The sequence below is a fragment of the Acidimicrobiia bacterium genome (assembly GCA_029210695.1).
GTDB lineage: Bacteria > Actinomycetota > Acidimicrobiia > Spongiisociales > JAHEDJ01 > JAHEDJ01.
Genome location: JARGFH010000011.1, coordinates 47,766 through 65,312 on the forward strand (window position 1 = coordinate 47,766; position 17,547 = coordinate 65,312).

At 63.7% G+C, this 17,547-nt stretch carries 17 protein-coding genes and 2 pseudogenes; 8 read left to right on the top strand and 11 right to left on the bottom strand.

Translation table 11 applies throughout. From position 1 onward, the window contains the following. Positions 1-103: 103 nt before the first annotated feature. Positions 104-601, bottom strand: a complete 498-nt coding sequence (locus P1T08_05590; GenBank protein ID MDF1595554.1) for a hypothetical protein — start codon at positions 599-601, stop codon at positions 104-106. Between the two features lie 41 nt (positions 602-642). Beyond that, entirely contained in the window at positions 643-1,122 is a 480-nt protein-coding gene (locus tag P1T08_05595) for a DUF732 domain-containing protein (GenBank protein MDF1595555.1), read from the bottom strand. 96 nt (positions 1,123-1,218) lie between these two features. Here P1T08_05595 and P1T08_05600 point away from each other — a divergent pair, with 96 nt between their 5' ends. Further along, positions 1,219-3,330: a S9 family peptidase gene (locus P1T08_05600; GenBank protein MDF1595556.1), complete on the top strand. Its 2,112-nt coding sequence runs from the start codon at positions 1,219-1,221 to the stop codon at positions 3,328-3,330. Here the strand turns inward: P1T08_05600 and P1T08_05605 are convergent. From P1T08_05605 to P1T08_05625, 5 genes are read right to left on the bottom strand one after another with little or no spacing between them, the layout of a single operon-like run. After that, positions 3,310-4,149 (bottom strand): ornithine cyclodeaminase, encoded by an 840-nt coding sequence (locus tag P1T08_05605; protein MDF1595557.1) that lies wholly within the window; start codon positions 4,147-4,149, stop codon positions 3,310-3,312. The genes P1T08_05600 and P1T08_05605 overlap by 21 nt on opposite strands. Before the next feature lie 41 nt (positions 4,150-4,190). Beyond that, entirely contained in the window at positions 4,191-5,429 is a 1,239-nt protein-coding gene (locus P1T08_05610; protein ID MDF1595558.1) for an FAD-dependent oxidoreductase, read from the bottom strand. A 9-nt stretch (positions 5,430-5,438) separates the two neighbouring features. Next, complete coding sequence (locus P1T08_05615; protein MDF1595559.1) at positions 5,439-6,092, bottom strand: TetR/AcrR family transcriptional regulator; 654 nt, start codon at positions 6,090-6,092, stop codon at positions 5,439-5,441. Positions 6,093-6,108: 16 nt separating this feature from the next. Next, positions 6,109-7,245, bottom strand: coding sequence for an acyl-CoA/acyl-ACP dehydrogenase (locus tag P1T08_05620; GenBank protein MDF1595560.1), 1,137 nt, complete (start codon positions 7,243-7,245; stop codon positions 6,109-6,111). Continuing rightward, the gene (locus P1T08_05625) at positions 7,238-8,437 is read right to left on the bottom strand and encodes an acyl-CoA dehydrogenase family protein (protein MDF1595561.1); all 1,200 of its coding nucleotides are present in this window, start codon (positions 8,435-8,437) and stop codon (positions 7,238-7,240) included. Before P1T08_05625 ends, P1T08_05620 begins: the two co-directional genes overlap by 8 nt. Positions 8,438-8,521: 84 nt before the next feature. On the opposite strand from P1T08_05625, the gene P1T08_05630 reads away from it, so the two are divergent. Together P1T08_05630 and P1T08_05635 are read left to right on the top strand one after the other, a co-directional pair. After that, positions 8,522-9,316 (top strand): SDR family NAD(P)-dependent oxidoreductase, encoded by a 795-nt coding sequence (locus tag P1T08_05630; protein ID MDF1595562.1) that lies wholly within the window; start codon positions 8,522-8,524, stop codon positions 9,314-9,316. Between the two features lie 34 nt (positions 9,317-9,350). Continuing rightward, complete coding sequence (locus P1T08_05635; GenBank protein MDF1595563.1) at positions 9,351-10,325, top strand: nitronate monooxygenase; 975 nt, start codon at positions 9,351-9,353, stop codon at positions 10,323-10,325. Positions 10,326-10,361: 36 nt separating this feature from the next. Here the strand turns inward: P1T08_05635 and P1T08_05640 are convergent, their stop codons facing one another. After that, the gene (locus P1T08_05640) at positions 10,362-12,491 is read right to left on the bottom strand and encodes a penicillin acylase family protein (GenBank protein MDF1595564.1); all 2,130 of its coding nucleotides are present in this window, start codon (positions 12,489-12,491) and stop codon (positions 10,362-10,364) included. A 115-nt stretch (positions 12,492-12,606) separates the two neighbouring features. Here P1T08_05640 and P1T08_05645 point away from each other — a divergent pair, with 115 nt between their 5' ends. After that, positions 12,607-12,984, top strand: coding sequence for a TIGR03618 family F420-dependent PPOX class oxidoreductase (locus tag P1T08_05645; GenBank protein MDF1595565.1), 378 nt, complete (start codon positions 12,607-12,609; stop codon positions 12,982-12,984). Positions 12,985-12,987: 3 nt separating this feature from the next. After that, a complete protein-coding gene (locus P1T08_05650; GenBank protein MDF1595566.1) occupies positions 12,988-14,181 on the top strand; it encodes an aminotransferase class V-fold PLP-dependent enzyme in 1,194 nt (397 codons plus the stop codon). Between the two features lie 153 nt (positions 14,182-14,334). Here the strand turns inward: P1T08_05650 and P1T08_05655 are convergent, their stop codons facing one another. After that, complete coding sequence (locus tag P1T08_05655) at positions 14,335-14,598, bottom strand: BBE domain-containing protein (protein MDF1595567.1); 264 nt, start codon at positions 14,596-14,598, stop codon at positions 14,335-14,337. 109 nt (positions 14,599-14,707) lie between these two features. Here P1T08_05655 and P1T08_05660 point away from each other — a divergent pair. After that, a pseudogene (locus P1T08_05660) lies at positions 14,708-15,398 on the top strand (catalase-peroxidase). Between the two features lie 560 nt (positions 15,399-15,958). Here P1T08_05660 and P1T08_05665 read toward each other — a convergent pair. Both P1T08_05665 and P1T08_05670 read right to left on the bottom strand, forming a co-directional pair. Beyond that, positions 15,959-16,288, bottom strand: a complete 330-nt coding sequence (locus P1T08_05665) for a hypothetical protein (GenBank protein ID MDF1595568.1) — start codon at positions 16,286-16,288, stop codon at positions 15,959-15,961. A gap of 394 nt (positions 16,289-16,682) precedes the next feature. Continuing rightward, positions 16,683-17,054, bottom strand: a pseudogene (locus P1T08_05670) (ATP-binding protein). Between the two features lie 45 nt (positions 17,055-17,099). Between P1T08_05670 and P1T08_05675 the strand changes: the two are divergent. Both P1T08_05675 and P1T08_05680 read left to right on the top strand, forming a co-directional pair. Next, positions 17,100-17,390 (top strand): transposase, encoded by a 291-nt coding sequence (locus tag P1T08_05675; GenBank protein ID MDF1595569.1) that lies wholly within the window; start codon positions 17,100-17,102, stop codon positions 17,388-17,390. Further along, positions 17,387-17,547, top strand: a 161-nt coding sequence (locus P1T08_05680; protein ID MDF1595570.1) for an IS3 family transposase, incomplete at its 3' end; no start/stop codon positions are given. The genes P1T08_05675 and P1T08_05680, both read left to right, overlap by 4 nt.

Here is a 17,547-nt window from a genome sequence, read left to right on the forward strand (position 1 = left end):
CGACGTATATTAGCGATCGTTAACCGACCGTTTTCGCGCGGGGATCGCACCCTATAGCGCGCTTTTGCCGCGCGAAAACGCGGTGTGGGGGGACGGGCACCCGTCAGTCGTCGTCCTGCTTGTCACGGCCGAGGCCGCGGCCGGGCTTCTCATTGGAGAACGACTCCACGGCTTTGACCATGGCACTGACCTTCTGCCCGTGTGATTCGAGGGTGGAGGGCGATATGCCGCCTGCCAAGGCGAGGTGGACCTGGGCAGCCCGCCCGTGACCGTAGGCGTTGCCGTTGTCCGGTTTGTCCTTCTCGTAATCCTTGACCTTGTCGGCCGCCTTAGCCACCATTTCCTGGGCACGTTCGAGCCCGGTGGCATGACCCGGCTTTCCCTGCGCGTGATCCGGCAGGCCGGTGTCCGGGTTGCGGGTGGCGGCGACCGCCAGCATCTCGAGTGCGCGTTCTTGCCCGAGGCCGACAGCTTGCCTGGCCTTCTCGAGGACGTGCTGCGGAGGACTTGCGACGTCCTCCGCAGAAACCACAACCGCCGGTGCGAAGACGAGCGCAACGGTGAGTCCGGCTACTGCCACTCTGTGTGATCTATTCTTCATTTCGCGCTCCTGTGAGTGAAGTCGCAGGAGGGCGCGAAACGTTACGGGGTCTCGGCAGAAGCCTCCGGACAAACGATCTCGATGGAGGCGCCCAGGAGCACCCCGGCCATCAACCCGTCGTCCTCGTCGACCTCCACCGCACCTCCATCCGACAACCGATCGATGTACTCGGCCAGCAGGTCATCGGTGGTCATGCCCTCGGCAAGAAGGTCACAGAACAGTTCGGCGGTGGCGATGAAGACTTCTGGATCCTCGAGGGCGGCACCCTCGTAGGTCGTTCCGATCATCTCCGCTTCGATGGCCGCGACAAGGGCTGCGTAATCCGGAACAAAACCGGTCGTGGTCGTCGCCGATTGGACCGGCCGAGAAACCGTCGACGTCGTAGGAGCTTGCGAAGCTTGAGTCGACCCGGTCACGGTTGCCTCCGTGTCGACTGCCCGTCCCGCACATCCGGCGAGCAGCATCGACCCCGCCGCAACAACTGCGATGACGAGTCGGGCCCTGGCCATTAACAGATCCATCCGGGGACAGAATACGGGTTGAACCCGAGTAACCGGGCGCAGCCGGCATTGTGCCACCGATTATTCTGGACCACCAGCTCCTACCTGCGAGGCACCATGACCGCCCATCCGCCAATTGCCGACCGCCGACCCGAGGCGATGACCAGCCACGGTCACACCAGAGAAGACCCCTACTCGTGGTTGAAAGACGTCAACTGGCAACAAGTGATGCGCGACCCTTCGGTACTTGCGCCAGACATCCGTGCCTACCTGGAGGCTGAGAACGCCTATACCGAGGTGATGCTGGCCGGGACGACGGAGCTTCAGAACGAGCTTTTCGATGAGATGAAGGGCCGCATCAAGGAGGACGACAGCTCCGTTCCCACCCCCGACGGACCGTGGGAGTACTACCGGCGCTTCGACACCGGCGGGCAATACCCGATCTTCTGCCGCAAACCACTCGGCTCCAACGATGAGCAGATCCTGCTCAACGGGGACGTCGAGTCGATCGGCAAGGACTTCTATCGGATCCACACGGCCGAGCCCAGCCCCGATCATCGCTACCTCGCCTATTCGGTGGACGAACAGGGCAGCGAGTTCTACACCATCCGGGTCCGCGAGCTGGACACGGGCGAAGATCTCAGTGATTCGATACACGACGCCAGCGGTGCCATCGAATGGTCGGCAGACTCTGCCTCGCTCGTCTACCTGAAACTGGACAAGAGCAATCGTCCCGTCTGGGCCTTCCTCCATGTACTCGGCACCGACCAGGCCGACGACAGGCTCCTCTATGAGGAGTCGGATCCGGGCTTCTACATCAATCTCGGCAGAACTGAGAGCGGGAACTACATCGAGATCGTCGCCGCCGACCACGAGACATCTGAGGTGAGGCTCGTCGACGCCGCCCGGCCGGATAGCCCACCGATCATGATCGCCGAGCGGGACCCCGGCACCCTGTACACGGTTGGTGAGCAACACGGACGGCTGTACATCAACACCAACGCCGGGGGCGCTGAGGACTTCTCGATCGTCACGGCTGAGGTGGCATCTCCGGGCAAGGACTCCTGGTCTGTGGTGGTCCCCCATCGACCAGGCACGTTGATCCTCGGCTCGATCGTGTTCCGACGCCACCTGGTCAGGCTCGAGACCCGGGAGGGCCTTCCGCGGATTGTCATCAGGGATCTCGCCTCCGAAGAGGACCATGTCATTGCCATGGATGAAGAGGTCTACGACCTCGGGTTCGCCTCACTGCGCGAATACACAAGCACGCTCCGGTTCACGTACAGCTCACCCACGACACCGCTGCGGGTTTACGACTACGAACTCGACTCCGGCCGACAGACAATGCGAAAGGAACAAGAGGTCCCGAGCGGCCACCGCCCGGACGACTACGTGACCGGACGTGTCTTCGCCGACGGCCACGATGGCGAGCGAATCCCCATCACACTCCTGTACCGCAAGGGCACGCCACTCGACGGGACCGCGCCATGTCTCCTCTACGGATACGGTTCGTACGGATTCAGTATGCCGGCCTCGTTCAGCACCAACAGACTGAGCCTGGTCGATCGCGGGTTCGTCTACGCCATCGCCCACGTCCGGGGCGGCAAAGAGGGCGGCTACCGCTGGTACACGGCCGGGAAGCGACTTCACAAGCGCAACACATTCCTCGACTTCATGTCGGCAGCCAATGCGCTAGTCGAGATGCACTACACCTCGGCCGGGAGGATCGTGATCTTCGGCGGCAGTGCGGGCGGATTGCTGGTGGGAGTGGCCGTCAACATGGCGCCGCCCGGCCTGCTGGCAGGCGCCATCGCCGAGGTCCCGTTCGTCGACGTTCTGACCACGATGCACGACACCGATTTGCCACTGACACCGATGGAGTGGCCCGAGTGGGGCAACCCGATCGACGATGCGGACGCCTATGAGTACATCGCCTCATACTCCCCTTACGACAACGTGGAAGCCAGGGAGTATCCGCCCCTGCTGGTGACGGCCGGACTCACCGATCCGCGCGTCACCTACTGGGAGCCGGCCAAATGGGTCGCGAAGCTGCGAGCTACGAAGACCACCGACAGCCTGCTGGTTATGCGAACCCGCATGGGGGCAGGTCACGCCGGGGCCTCTGGTCGCTTCGATGCACTGAAAGAACTGGCCGAGGATTACGCCTTCGCCCTAGAGGTCACAGGCAAGGACCCAGCGAGAACACGGCTATCGGCCGGGTCGGCCTGAACCGAACTCGGCGCCGATGCCGAGCCGTTCGGCAGTCCGCAAGGCGCGGACGGCTCCCGCCACGTCCTGACTGGCGAGTCCGACCGACTTGAACACTGTGGTACCTGCAGGAGCGACACTTCCTTCCAGCAGGTCCGTGAGCGTGGCGTCGGGCCGGCGCCCGATCCGCATCAGATCGCCTGCCTCCGCGGCCGCTGCATCGAGATCGTCGACAACAACGAAGGCGTCGCTCAGCAGTGCTCCCGGCAGTTCCACCATTTCGGAGGTGTAGGCACCGACGGCGTTGAAGTGCGTTCCCTCTCTGACGGCCGAGGGGGAGAAAAGGGGTTCGAGGGAGGGGGTGGCGCACGAGACGATATCCGCCGCCGCCACTGCGGTGCCGGCGTCCAGTTCGACCTCCCCACCGACCCGGTCCGCCAGGGCCGCGGCCCTGGCCCGGGACCGACTCCATACGATGACGCGCTCGATCGGTCTCACCGCTCGCACGGCCTCGACCTGATCGAAGGCCATCGCTCCGGCGCCCAGCATCGCCATGGTTCGCGCCTCGGCAGGGGCAAGGAACCGCGTCGCCAATCCCGAGGCGGCACCCGTCCTGATCGACGTCAACGTCGACCCATCCACCATTCCGAGCGGAGATCCATCATCGTCAAAGACAACCACCACGCCCACCGGGTTGCCCGGTTCGATCGAGACCACTTTGACACCTGTTGTGTGGCCGACCCGGCCGGGCATGAACAGCGAGCCGCCCAACAACTGACGCAGCGGCACCTGGCGGTCCGACCCAAAGGCCGCCTCCATCGCTTCAATCGCGTCAGGCATCGAGAGCGATTCGCGCAGCTCGATCGGACCCAACCACCGCATCAGGCGAGCACGCTCTTGGCTGCCACGCTGATCGGCTCACGATCCACCGCCAGCAAGGACATCGGTACGTCGGTGTCGAAGGGCGCTCGTTCACCAGTAATCGCCTGAGCGACCATCGATCCGATCATGGGGGCCAGCTTGAATCCATGACCACTTAGGCCGTTGGCGAGCCAGTAGCCGTCCATCCCGCTCGGTCCAACGACGGGATGGACATCGGTGCGGTTGATCGTGTAGAGGCCGGCGATGCCCGAAACGCCCCCGCGGTACGGCAGGTCCGGGATCCGATGGTGCAAACCATGAATCCGGATGTCGCGGAAGGCGGCATCGGCCCCGGTGTTGAAGTTGTCGGGATCCTCGACCACCTCTTGCTCGTCCTCTTCGAGAACCGAGCCGAACAGGATCCGGCTTCCGGCCGCGTCCGGTCGGAAGTAGAGGCCGGTGGAAGCTTCCACGGTGACGGGAACCCGACCGAGGTCCGAGGGCCAATCGCGATATCCAACCTGAACCCGGGTTGGTTCGAGCGGCCAAAGGAGATCGAGGCCGGCCAACTGGTTCAGCCGACCGCACCACGGGCCGGCGGCATTGACCACCACATCCGCCTCGATGGAGCTGCCGTCGGCGAGATCGACACCGACCACCCGATCACCTTTCTTGCGCACACCGGTTACCTGAGCACGAAAGCGTACGGATCCGCCATTGTTGCGTGTTGCCTCAACGAGATCGGTGTTGGCCGCAGACGGATCGGCGAACCCTGCATCGTCTTCGAACACGGCCAGTTCGATCGGGCGGCAGGTGTGTTCGATCTCGCCGGAGAGATCGAACGGCTCAATGCATGGAGACAGGCTCGGAAACCGCTCAACGAGTTCGTCGGCCGTCAGCAGGGAAATCGCCACCCCCTCGTCCGCCAGGCGGGTGCGCTCGGTCTCGAGCTTCCCGCGATCCTCGTTGAGCAACCACAAAACGCCGGTATGGGTGAACTCATTCCCGGGACTCTCGAGCCCGGTGAACTCCGCCCAATTGCGATAGGCGGCTAGTCCATCGCGGGCGAGACGGACGACCTGAGCATTCGAATACCGGCAGCGACAAATCGAGGAAGAGGCTCCGGTTGAGCCCTCCGCCGGCCCTGCTCCCTTATCGAGAAGTACGACTTTCATCCGAGAGCGGCGGGCGATCTGATAGGCGATGGAGCTTCCAACGATCCCCGCGCCAACTACTACGACATCAGCTGAATCGTGCATTGGGTCAGACTACTTCAGGTGGTTCTGGAACCCCGCCAGCGAGGCGCAAGCCATCTGGTGCAGGATCCGGCGATGCCGGGAAGCCTCGATGCGGAGGTCGGCAGTTTCGCGCGCAGCCGATCCGATGAGCCCCATCACCGCGTGGGCCGCTGCGCGAGCCTCGTCGAGGGTGAGCTCCGGGTGCAATTTGATGATCACCTCGGCCCATGCGTCCGTGTAGCGCGCGTCGTTGCGTTCAGCCGCCCGCTGGTAATACTCCGGAACGTACCGAAGTTCGCGTACGAGCAGCATCAAGGCGGCTCCCTGATCTAATGCCAGCGTCGTGTGCGTGGAGATGAGATCATCGAGTGCCGCCCCCGGCTGTAGACCTTCAATCCGGTCGATGGCGGAACGCAGCAACTCCCAGATACGATCGAAGACCCCAAGCAGGATCTCGTCCTTCCCGGCGAAGTGCCGGTAGAGACCCGGGCCGGTGATTCCGGCGGCTGCTCCGATCTCATCAATCGAGGTTGCGTGGAACCCCTGCCGGTGGAACAGAACCTCGGCCGCGTCGATGATCTGCTCTCGTCGTTTTCGACCGCGAGCAGTGGGCGCCTCCTGTGCCACGACGTCGCTGGCTTCCATCATTACCCCTTCCGGCGGGGTGCCGGCCGCCGCCGGCACCCCTCGCAATCATTGATCAGAGACCAAGTGCTTCGGCCAGCAGCCGCCGCTGGTGTCGGACACCACCGAACATCAAGGACGTGCTCTTCGCCCGCTTGAAGTACAGGTGCGTGTCGTGCTCCCAGGTGAAGCCGGTGCCGCCCAGGATCTGAATCGTGTCCGAGGCCGCCCCTAGGTATGCCTCAGAGCAAACCGACTTGGCGAGCGGGGCTGCGACCAGCATCTCGGTGGCATCATCGACAATCCGGGCGGCGTGGTAGGCCGTCGACTTGGCGTGTTCCACCGAAACGAGCATATCTGCCAACCGGTGTTTGATCGCCTGGAAGGAACCGATCGCCCGGCCGAACTGGAATCGGGTCTGCCCGTGCTCCACCGAGGTCTCGAGACACCATTGCGCGCCGCCGACCTGTTCGAGCGACAGCGCCACGGATGCCAGCCGTAGAACCTGATCGATCACGTCGCCTGCGGTTCCTTCGCTTCCGAGCAGAGCCTCGGGACCCAAACGGACCCCGGCGAAGGTCACGGTGGCTTGCTTGCGGATTGCGTCGAGGGTCGGCACATGTTCGGCACTCAAACCGCCGGCGTCCGCCGGAACCAGGAACAGGCTGAGGCCATTCGGAGTTCTGGCCGCCGTGACGATTGTCCCGGCAACATGCCCGAACAAGACGTTCTTCTTCACACCGTCCAAAACCCAGTCCCCACCATCCTGTGCAGCGGTCATCCGGATGTCGTCGGTCACGGCACCGTGCGACCCCTCGAATAGCGCCATGGTCATCACGGACTCACCCATCGCGATGCCGGGGAGAAGCTCTTTCTTCTGCGAGTCGCTACCGCCGATCAGAATGGCGTTGGCAGCCATGACAACCGTCGAGAGGAACGGTCCGGGAAACAGTGCGCGTCCCATTTCCTCGAGAACGACACTCAACTCGGCAAAGGTGTACCCGGCTCCGCCGTACTCCTCCGGGATGGCCAGCGAGTGCCAGCCCAACTCGGCGCCGGATTGCCACAACGCGGCGTCAAACCCGGTCTCGGTTTCCATCAGATCACGCACCACCGTCGGGGAAACCCGGTCTGCGAGGAACTGGCGAGTCGTCTGACGGAGCATCTCTTGCTCTTCCGTGAGTGCGAAGGTCACACGAGGAGTATCACCCACGGGGCACCTCCTTCCACGGCAGGTCCTTGTCGACGCGCGGCTCGCCCGGCAACCCGAGCACTCGTTCTCCGAGGATGTTGCGCATGATCTCGGACGTACCGCCCTCGATCGAGTTGGCCCTGGCCCGCAAGAAGTTGCGTTGAGGTGAACCAGCGTCCTCGAACTCCGTCGGACGATGCAGTTCGTACCCTCCCGGATACAGCGTGCCGTCCCAGCCCATCAACTCGACCGAGAAGGCCGTGATTGCTTTGTTGAGGTCTGCCCAGGCGAGTTTTCCCGTTGATCCCTCGGGACCGGGGATACCCGCTTTGCGCATCTGGTTGGCCCGCTCGACGGTGAGCCGCAGGGCTTCCCATTCGGCCCACAGGCGGGTTAGCTCGTCCCGAAGGGCGGGATCGTCGTGACCATATTCGCGCCAGGCTCTGATGGCATCCTTGATCGAACCGCTGCCGCGCGGCAGCGAGCGGCTGCCGATGGCGACGCGCTCGTTCATGAGGGTGGTCATCGAAACACGCCATCCGGCACCGACGTCGTCGAGGCGGTATTCGTCGGGAATCCGCACGTCGTCGAAAAAGACCTCGTTGAACTCTGCCTCACCGGTGATCTGATAGAGAGGACGCACGTCGACCCCGTCGGCTTCCATGTCGACTATGAAGTAGGTGATGCCCTTGTGCTTCGGGACGTCGGGATCGGTGCGAACGGGCAGCATGCCCCACTTGGCGATATGGGCGAGTGTCGTCCACACCTTTTGTCCGTTGACGATCCATTCATCACCGTCCCGCACTGCTTTGGCGGAGAGGTTGGCGAGGTCCGATCCGGCCCCCGGTTCGCTGAAGAGCTGACACCACATGTCTTCAGTGGTGAACATCGGACGCAGCCATTTGTGCATCTGCTCGGCGGTCCCGTGCGCGGAGATGACTCCGGCTCCCATACCGATGCCGAGAAGGTTGATTTGCCGGTTCCAGGTCGGCGCTCCGGCCGCCTCGATACGACGTTGGACGATTGATTGGTATTTCGGGCTGACCCCGAGACCGCCGAATCCCTCGGGATACTGCACCCACGCCAGGCCCAGGTCGTATTGCCTACCCCAGAACTCCTGAGGTTCCATGGACGGGTCGTATCCGCTGAGAAGTTCGTCGAGCTTCCCGGTGACCAGCGCCTCCGCCTTATCGGCAGCGATCGTGTCGGTCATTGGCGCTCCTCCATCATGACGGACGCCGGGCCCGTCAGTTAGTGTACGTTCACAATAGCAGCGGCAAAGGACAGGAGGCAGGCCGTGGAGATCCAGGATCGGTCGATCGTCGTGACCGGAGCCGGCCATGGCATCGGTGCCGCCATGGCCCGGGCGTTCGCCGCCAACGGGGCGCGGGGCGTCACCGTGGCGGACATCGACGGTGACGCCGCGCTCGATGTGGCTGGCGCAATCGATGGCCTCGCCGTTCAAGCGGACGTTGCCGACGAACAGGCAGTGCGCGGCATTGTGGCTGCCGCCGAGGAGGCCTTTGGACCGATCGATATCTTCTGCTCAAACGCCGGGATTGCTGCACAAGGCGGCGTTGAAATGACCAACGACGCCTGGCAGCGGACCTGGGACGTAAATGTGATGTCCCACGTTTACGCAGCCAGGGCCGTTGTGCCGTCAATGCTGGCGCGACGAGAAGGCTATCTAGTCAACACGGCGTCTGCCGCCGGACTCCTGACGAACATCGGAGCCGCCGCCTATTCGGTGACGAAGCACGCAGCCGTGGCGCTTGCCGAATGGCTGTCGGTCACGTACGGGGATGCCGGTCTGCGGGTATCAGCCGTGTGCCCCCAGTTCGTCAATACTGCCATGCTCGAGGACATGGCATCCGATCCGGCGCTGAGCGGATGGGTGAACCGGGCGACGATTGAACCGGAGGACGTTGCCCGGGCGGTCATCGCCGGCATCGAAGCCGAACGTTTCCTGATTCTCCCCCATGAAGAGGTCGGAGAGTTCTTCATACGCAAGGCCACGGACTACGAGCGATGGCTGGGCGGCATGCGCCGCCTCCAGGCAGAGCTGATCGGTGACGCACCCGGCAACGGGTGAACGTAGGCTTACAACAGACCAAAGGAGCACCATGCTGAAGACCAGGATCACTGAGATGTTCGGAGTCCAGCACCCCATCATTCAGGGCGGATTGATGTGGATCGCCAACGCAGACCTGACCTCGGCCGTTGCCAATGCAGGCGCGATGGGTTTCATGACCGCCTTGAGTTTCGAGACACCGGAAGATCTACGCAAGGAGATCCGTCGCTGCCGGGATCTCACCGACAAGCCGTTCGGCGTGAATCTGACCTTCCTTCCCTCGCTCCGTCAGCCCGACTACCCGGCTTACCTCATGGCCTGCGCCGAGGAGGGGATCGAATTCATCGAAACGGCAGGCCGCAACCCCGAGCCGTACATGGAGCATCTCAAGGCGGCCGGCATGAAGGTGATCCACAAATGCACATCGGTGCGTCACGCGCTGAAGGCACAGGCGATCGGATGCGACGCCGTCTCGATCGATGGCTTCGAATGTGCCGGCCATCCCGGGGAGGACGACGTGACGTCGCTCATCCTGATCCCGGTCACCGCCGACGCCCTCGACATACCGATCGTGGCGTCGGGTGGCTTCGGCGATGGCCGTGGCCTGGCGGCCGCCCTGGCACTCGGCGCAGATGGGATGAACATGGGGACGCGCTTCGTTGCCACACAGGAAGCTCCTCTTCACCAGAATCTCAAGCAGGCGATGGTCGACTACGGCGAGACCGACACGACCCTCGTCATGCGATCACTCCGAAACACCGAGCGCGTCCTGCGGACCGAGACTGCCGAGAAGGTGATCGAGATCGAAGCGACGGGCACGGCCACCATCGCCGACATCGCTCAGTACGTCTCGGGCAAGCGAGGCTACGAGCAGGTTCTCAAGCAGGGCAACGTTCAGGAAGGCGTGATGGCCGCCGGCCAGGTCATGGGCCTGATCCACGACATCCCAACAGTGGCTGAGTTGATCGACCGGATCATGGCGGAGGCCGAAGACATCATCGCCGGCCGCCTGGCCGGAATGGCCCGCTGAGCGATTCCCCCGGCTCCCATTGTCGGGTGAATCTGGTTATTCGCCGGGGCGGTACTCCGACTCGAGGTTGGCGAGGATGTCGGCTTCCTCAAACCAGACGGGCCGCAGTTGCCGTTCGACAAAGAGCGGGGCTTGGTCTGCGAAGTGAGGTGAGTCGACTCCGAGGGTTGCCGAGCCGAATTGATGGACCGCCTTTGATATCACCGATCCGTCCGGTCGGAAGGTCACGATCAGAACGTATGCGTCGCCTGCAATACCCTCGAAGTGGCCGTCGTGACGGTCTCCGTAAACGGCATGCAGAAGGTCCGGCGCCCCACCGATGCCGAGATCGACATCGCCCCGCACCAACCGATTGACCTCCGACCAACCCGGCTCGACACTCCCGAACTCGTCTTGGAGCGCCGCCACGGACGCCCGCAACGCATCTTCGAGGTCCCCGTCGCTCACCTCCAGTGCGGAGCCCATTTGCGACGGATCGAAGTCGACGTCTGCTTCGAGCAGCTGCGCCAGCAGCATGATCACGAGGCCCGTCGCCGGATCATCCGGATCGGCTTCCCGATCCCATCTCGCCAGCAGATCCACGGCGGTTTCCAGGTCGGCGCCCCAATCGCCTGCGACGAGCCTCCCGACCAGGTCGGCCGGAAGCGAGCCTTCGTCGTAGGTCATGTCCCACTTGATCGCCGTCAGCTCGTCGAGGGTGATCGCCTCGTCGGCCGTCAGCAGCTCGCGCGCACGCAGCGATCGATTCGTCTCCTGATCCTCAACGCCCATGAAGGCGGGGAACGCTCCAAGATCCAGCACCTCGAGTGCCGCCGTCCGGGGCGTCGAGTTCGAGTTCTGAATGAACCCGCCCTCGGGGTCGACGACCCAGGGAAGGTCATCGAGCGGCACATAGCCGTCCCAGAGCGTGGCGGCGGTATCACCCGGCACGTACCCCGACCAGTCAAACGCCGGATCCCGAACGGGGAACAAACCGTGATACAGGTAGGCGATAGTCCCCGTCCGGTCGGCGTATCCGACGTTGAACGACGGCAATCCATCCTGGCTGGCGAGTGCGGCCTTCCACTTCTCGAAGGTGTCCGCTTTGTTCATCTTGAAGAGTTGCTCGACGAGGCCGGTCTCACCGATGCCTGCATAGCGGATCGCGTAGGTACCGTGGTCCTGTCGTATCACCGGGCCGTAGATCGACCAGAGGATCTCCTGCGGGAAGGTCCACCGCAGCCGGCCGACCAGCCGAACCTCGATGGGAGCCTCCCCCACCTCCAGGGTCAGCCACTCCCCGTCGACTCGGTAGCGGTCGGGATCGTCGGGATCGATTTCGAGTTCGTAGACGTCGATCAGATCCGGATGATTGACGGTGAACGACCAGGCGAGATCCCGGTTGTGGCCGAGTGCCGGCACCGGCATCCCGGGGAACAGGGCACCGGTCATGTCCCAGCCTTCGTCGCTGGTCACCTGCGCTTCGTACCAGGCCACGGGGCCCGTCCATGGTTGATGGGAGTTCGATACGAGCATCGTCTCGCCTCCCGCGCTCCGCTTCGGCGAGACGGCGAACACGTTCGACCCGTAGCGGACCGCCGGGGTGTCTGCTGCGGACAGATCGGGCCGCTCATCTTCGAAGAGTGCTGCGATCGTGGCCTCCAGGCCGAAGAACAGCGGGACCTTTTGCGTGAAGGCAGCCACCACATCGTGGCCGGTCACCGGGAACAGTCCGCCGAGCGCCTCGTCGGGGTGGAGTTCCGCGTAGTGATTGATGCCCTCCGCATACGCCTCGCAGATCGCGCGGACCTGCGGTGAGAGTTGCGGCCAGCCCTCTTCCACGGTTTGCGGGATCCTGAGCAGGTACACGAAGTAATCGACGGGAGCCGACTCGGCCCCGTAAACGCTGGCGAGGCGTCCGCGGGCGGCGAGGAATGTCTGCTGGATGGTGAGGAAATCGTCTTCGGCATGTGCAAAGGCGAGGCCGTAGGCGACATCGGCATCGGTCGCCCCCCGAATGTGCGGGATACCGAAGGAGTCCCGCCTGATGACGGCGTCGTAGGTGCCGGGCGGCGGCCCGATCCCCTCGACCTCGCCGGCAGCCGACTCCGGCCAGAACATCCAGACGGCGGCCGCCAGCAGCAGCACACTTGCGATCCCAAGGAGCCATTTCTTCCGGCGAGACATGGCAGCACGCTACTCGCTGAGGCTCGGATGCTGCGCACCGCGCCGGTGTCACCCGAGGGTCCGGAGAGAAGCCGCTCAGAGAGGAAACGAAGACGAGACGACATACACTCGTCGCATGCAGCTCACACCAGCCCAACTGGAGTTCCTCACGGAACGGCATCTCGGAACACTCACGACCATCCGGGAGGACGGGACACCCCATGTGGTGGCGATCGCGTTCGTCTACCTTCCAGAGGCCGGGACCGTGCAGATCATCACCGGCGAGAGTTCCCGCAAGGTTCTGAACGTCGACGCGACCGGACGCGCAGCCGTCTGTCAGGTCGACGGAGGCCGGTGGTTGACGCTGGAAGGAGCGGCGGTCGTGCATCGTGATCGGGCTGCCGTCGCCACCGCTGAAGCGGCCTTCGAGTCCCGCTACCGAACGCCATCTGCCAATCCGGACCGAGTCGCCATCGAGATCGCGGTCGACCGTGTCCTCGGGTCCGGAACCTGACCCATGCGCGAGCACTGGGATCTGGACGGATCCGTCACCTTTCTGAATCATGGTTCGTTCGGCGCCTCACCCCGTGTGGTGCTCGACCACCAGACGAACCTGCGACGTACGATGGAACGAGAGCCCGTGCGGTTCTTCGCCGATGAGCTCGAAGACCTGGCGAGATCTGCCCGGGCTGAGCTCGGCAGATTCGTCGGCGCACATCCCGATGACCTGGTCTTCGTCCCGAACGCAACTACCGGTGTCAACACGGTGCTCCGATCGCTGTCGTTCCGGCCGGGTGACGAGATTCTCATCACCGACCACGGCTACAACGCCTGCGCCAATGCCGTCCGTTTCGTCGCCGAACGGGCCGCCGCCGAAGTGGTCACGGTCGCGGTTCCATTCCCCCTCGACGATGAGAATCTGATCGTGGAGCGCATCCTCGAGCGTGTGGGCTCCCGAACCAGGCTCGCCGTGATCGACCACATCACGAGCCCGACGGCGCTCGTATTTCCCATCCACCGGATCGTTGCCGCACTTGCCGATCTGGGCGTGGACACCCTGGTCGATGGCGCTCATGCGCCGGGCATGATCGATCTCGATGTCGACACGATCGGGGCGGCGTACTACACCGGCAATTGTCACAAGTGGATGTGCGCACCAAAAGGGGCTGCCTTCCTCCAGGTCCGCAAAGACCGCCAGGATCTGATCGTGCCCACCACCATCAGCCACGGCGCCAACTCACCCCGCGCGGATGTGTCGAGATTCCGGCTGCTGTTCGACTGGACCGGCACCCACGACCCAACTCCCTACCTGTCGATTCCGATCGCGATCGCCACCATCGATTCCATGCTGGACGGCGGCTGGCCGGCGGTACGAGCCCGCAATCACGACCTGGCGCTTCGGGCCCGCGACCTCCTCTCCGATGCGCTCCGAATTCCGACCCCGGCCCCGGACGCCCTACTCGGCTCGATGGCCTCCCTCCCGCTGGCAAACGAACCCCGCCCCTTCTCACCCCGGCAACCACAACCATTGCGAGACGAACTGATGCGCGGCTATCGCATTGAAGCCCCGGTGCCCTCGTGGCCCGCCCGGCCTCACCGGCTCTTGCGCGTGTCGGCGCATCTCTACAACACACTCGATCAATACCAGAACCTGGCGGACGCGCTCGACGCGATCGGGCGTGATCGGGCCCCGGCGCCGGCGCTCGACTGATCAACCAGGTCCGGGCGGCTCCAACAAGAGCCTGCGGGCACGATCCGGTCATGGTGAACGGCGCAGGCGGTGCCTGATTCGGATCGATGCTGAGGATGATGCCTGCTCCCCTGGTTACCGCCCCGGATTGAAGTAGCACGCAGGAGTCGCCATTCACCGAGGGGCGATGTTCTGATTCAGACGGAACACATTGTCTGGGTCGTACCGGGTCTTGAGCTCGACCAGCCGCTCGAGCGCCTCAGGACCGTATGCCACCCGAACGCGATCAGAGCGCTCGTCGCCGAGGAAACTCAGGTAGGGGTCGCCGGTCGTGTGTGGCCGCATCGCCTCCCAGCTCGTGCGGACCCAGCCCGTGTGGGCATCGGCGTGTTCATTGTCTGCCCACGTGTGGGGCTGGAACTCGAAGGAGCTGACCACCCCGAAGTTGCCTCCGCCACCTACCAGACCCCACAGGAGGTCGGTCTAGGCGGTGGCGCTGGCCGTGACGACGGAGCCGTCGGCGGTGACGACATCGGCGGACAGGAGGTTGTCGACGGATCTCTCGCTGAAGTTCGATCCGATCTACAAGGAGATCTCCAAGCGGTTCTACGAGAACCCGAACGAGTTCGCAGACGTCTTCGCACGCGCCTGGTTCAAGTTGCTGCACCGCGACATGGGGCCGGTAGCCCGGTACCTCGGACCATGGGTGCCGGACGAGGAGATGATCTGGCAAGATCCCGTGCCCGTCGTCGATCACGAGCTCATCGACGACGCCGACCTTGCGGCCCAAAAGGCCGAGATCCTCGACTCCGGCCCGACACTCTCCCCGCTGGTCTCGACCGCCTGGGCCTCGGCCGCCACCTACCGCAACACCGACAAACGCGGTGGCGCCAATGGGGCGCGAATCCGCCTCTCCCCGCAGGCCGAGTGGGATGTCAACTTGTCATCTGGCGCAGGTAGTCGGTACCTTGGAGGAGATCCAGCAGCGGTTCAACGCCTAGCAAACCGGCAAAAAGAAGATCTCGCTCGCCGACCTCATCGTGTTGGGCAGCTGCGCCACCGTCGGGGCGGCAGCCAAGCGGGCAGGGTACAACGTGGCTGTTCCGTTCGCTCCAGGACGGACCGACGCCGCACAAGAGCAGACCGACGTCGAGTCGTTCGCCGTGCTCGAGCCGGTAGCCGACGGGTTCCGTGACTATCTGCAGAAAGGCGCTGCGATGGCCGCGGAGCACCTGCTCGCCTGACCTGATCAGATAGACCTAGCCACAACGACGCAAGCGGAAGTCGAGCGGGTACGGCTACACGCTGCCCGGTGGGCCTGACAGAACAATCCTTCAACCCAGGTCAGGTGCGGAAGTTTACGAAGCAGACAGTCACGTCCACGGACGTGGTGTATGGGGGTCCCGTTTGAGGGTGCTTTCCATTGGGTGATCACCGCGTCAGCCTCACAGGTACGTGTTACAGCGACCGTGAGGAGAACGCGGTGAGCGACGACCTTGCCCAGTAGCCGTCAGTATGGTGGGCCAAGGCCGGAGGACAACCCGACCCCGGACACTACCGAAGGTGCCCTGCCGGTTAGGAGTGGGAACTTGAAACGCCGGCGAAGACACCGCACCAGACGATAGCTGGCACTTCTTCCCACCAACCCCTGCCGAAGCCGCCGGCAGCGAGACGCCAAGGCTCTCTCGACGAGTGCGCTGGTCTGCGAGGATTTGGTTTGTCCACGTTCGAAGGCCCCCGCATACCGCCGGGGGCCTTCGATTCGTTTCTTGGAGTGTTTCTCAACTTGTCCGAGAGATTATTCCCCAGGGAATAGCGGCGGTTCCGGCGGCCGCTGCGAGTGCCAAGCACCGTTATTGGCCCACTGGCAGATAGACGCAACCCCCGGCGGGAAGTACAAGTCGTAGTCCGGTTCACCGTGCGGTGTCTGCACATGGCCTGGGCCCGAAATTGGATCTCCGGGGCCGTCCCCGTCCTGGAGTCCCGAGAACGCACAGATCGAGTTGTGTGCATCCCCCCGGATCGGCGTCGACTCGCCTTTCCCGTTTATCTCACCGGCGAATGCCGACCCGGCCATCGTCATGACCATGGCCGCAGCCAGCATCGCTACTAGAAGCGATCGTCTCATATCGCAGGTCCCCTCTCGTTTGTCCTGCCCCACTGGTGTGGGCTTGAGCGCAGAATATTCACGGATCGTGACCTATGACGTCGAAAACGGCGATCTTTCTTCAGCCTGCCACTCAGGGTGTGGCGAAGCGCCAGCCTCTGACGATCCGGTTGAGCGTGGCCTAGCCGAGTGGCCCCGCTTCGTCGGACCGGCGTTGTGCCAGCCGATGCCGGTCTGTTCGACCACCGTCTCGCCCATCACACACTGAAAGTCCCGAAGTTCATCGAGACCATCGGCAGGTAGCAGGTCGACCGATTGTGGCCCGTCAGCGAGGAGGCGTGTCAAGGGCCATCTTGATGTCCTCGCTGGTGGCCATCGGCGGTCCTCGCTGGTGGCCAAGAAAGGTCCTTGTGTTTTAGGTGTTACCTCCTCCGGTGGTGCGGTGGGTGAGTCGGTAGCTTTGGCCGGTGGTGGTGATGATGTGGGCGTGGTGGCAGAGCCGGTCGAGGAGGGAGACGGCGGTGGGTTGGTCGGGGAGGAACCGTCCCCAGTCTTCGAATGGTGAATGTGATGCGATGGCGATGGAGCGTTTTTCGTAGGCGGCGGAGATGAGCCGGAACAGGAGTTGGCAGCCGGTGTGGTCGAGGGGCGCAAAGCCGATTTCGTCGACGACGATGAGGTTGTGGCGGCAGATTTGTTCGATGGTCTTGCCGACAGTGTTGTCGGCGAGGGCCCGCCATAGTGTTTCGACGAGTTCGATGGCGGTGTAGTAGCGGACCCGGTGGCCGGGTATCCCCTCAAACCGTGGAGACTTCCACTATGAGGAGATGTCATGTCAGAGATACGAAGGAAGTATGACCCCGAGTTCCGTGAGGGGGCCGTGCGGATCGTGCGTGAGACGGGCAAGTCGATCGCTCAGGTGGCCAGGGATCTGGGGATCAACCCGGGCACCCTGGGCAACTGGGTGGGCCGGGACCGGGTTGAGCGGGGCGAGAAGGAAGGCCTCACCGTCGACGAGCGCTCCGAGTTGAACCAGTTACGCAAGGACGTCGCCGAGTTGCGGATGGAGCGTGATGTACTCAAGCGATCCGTGGTCCTGTGGGTCAAGGAGGCGACGCGATGACCGTGGCATCGTTCATCGCCGCCCAGAGGACCGATCATCGAGTACCCCACGTGGTGTCCTGTCGGGTGTTGGGGGTGAACCAGTCTTGGTTCTACAAGTGGCACAACCGGCCACCGACAGCCCGCCAGCAGCGACGGGTCGAACTCGACGCGGCGGT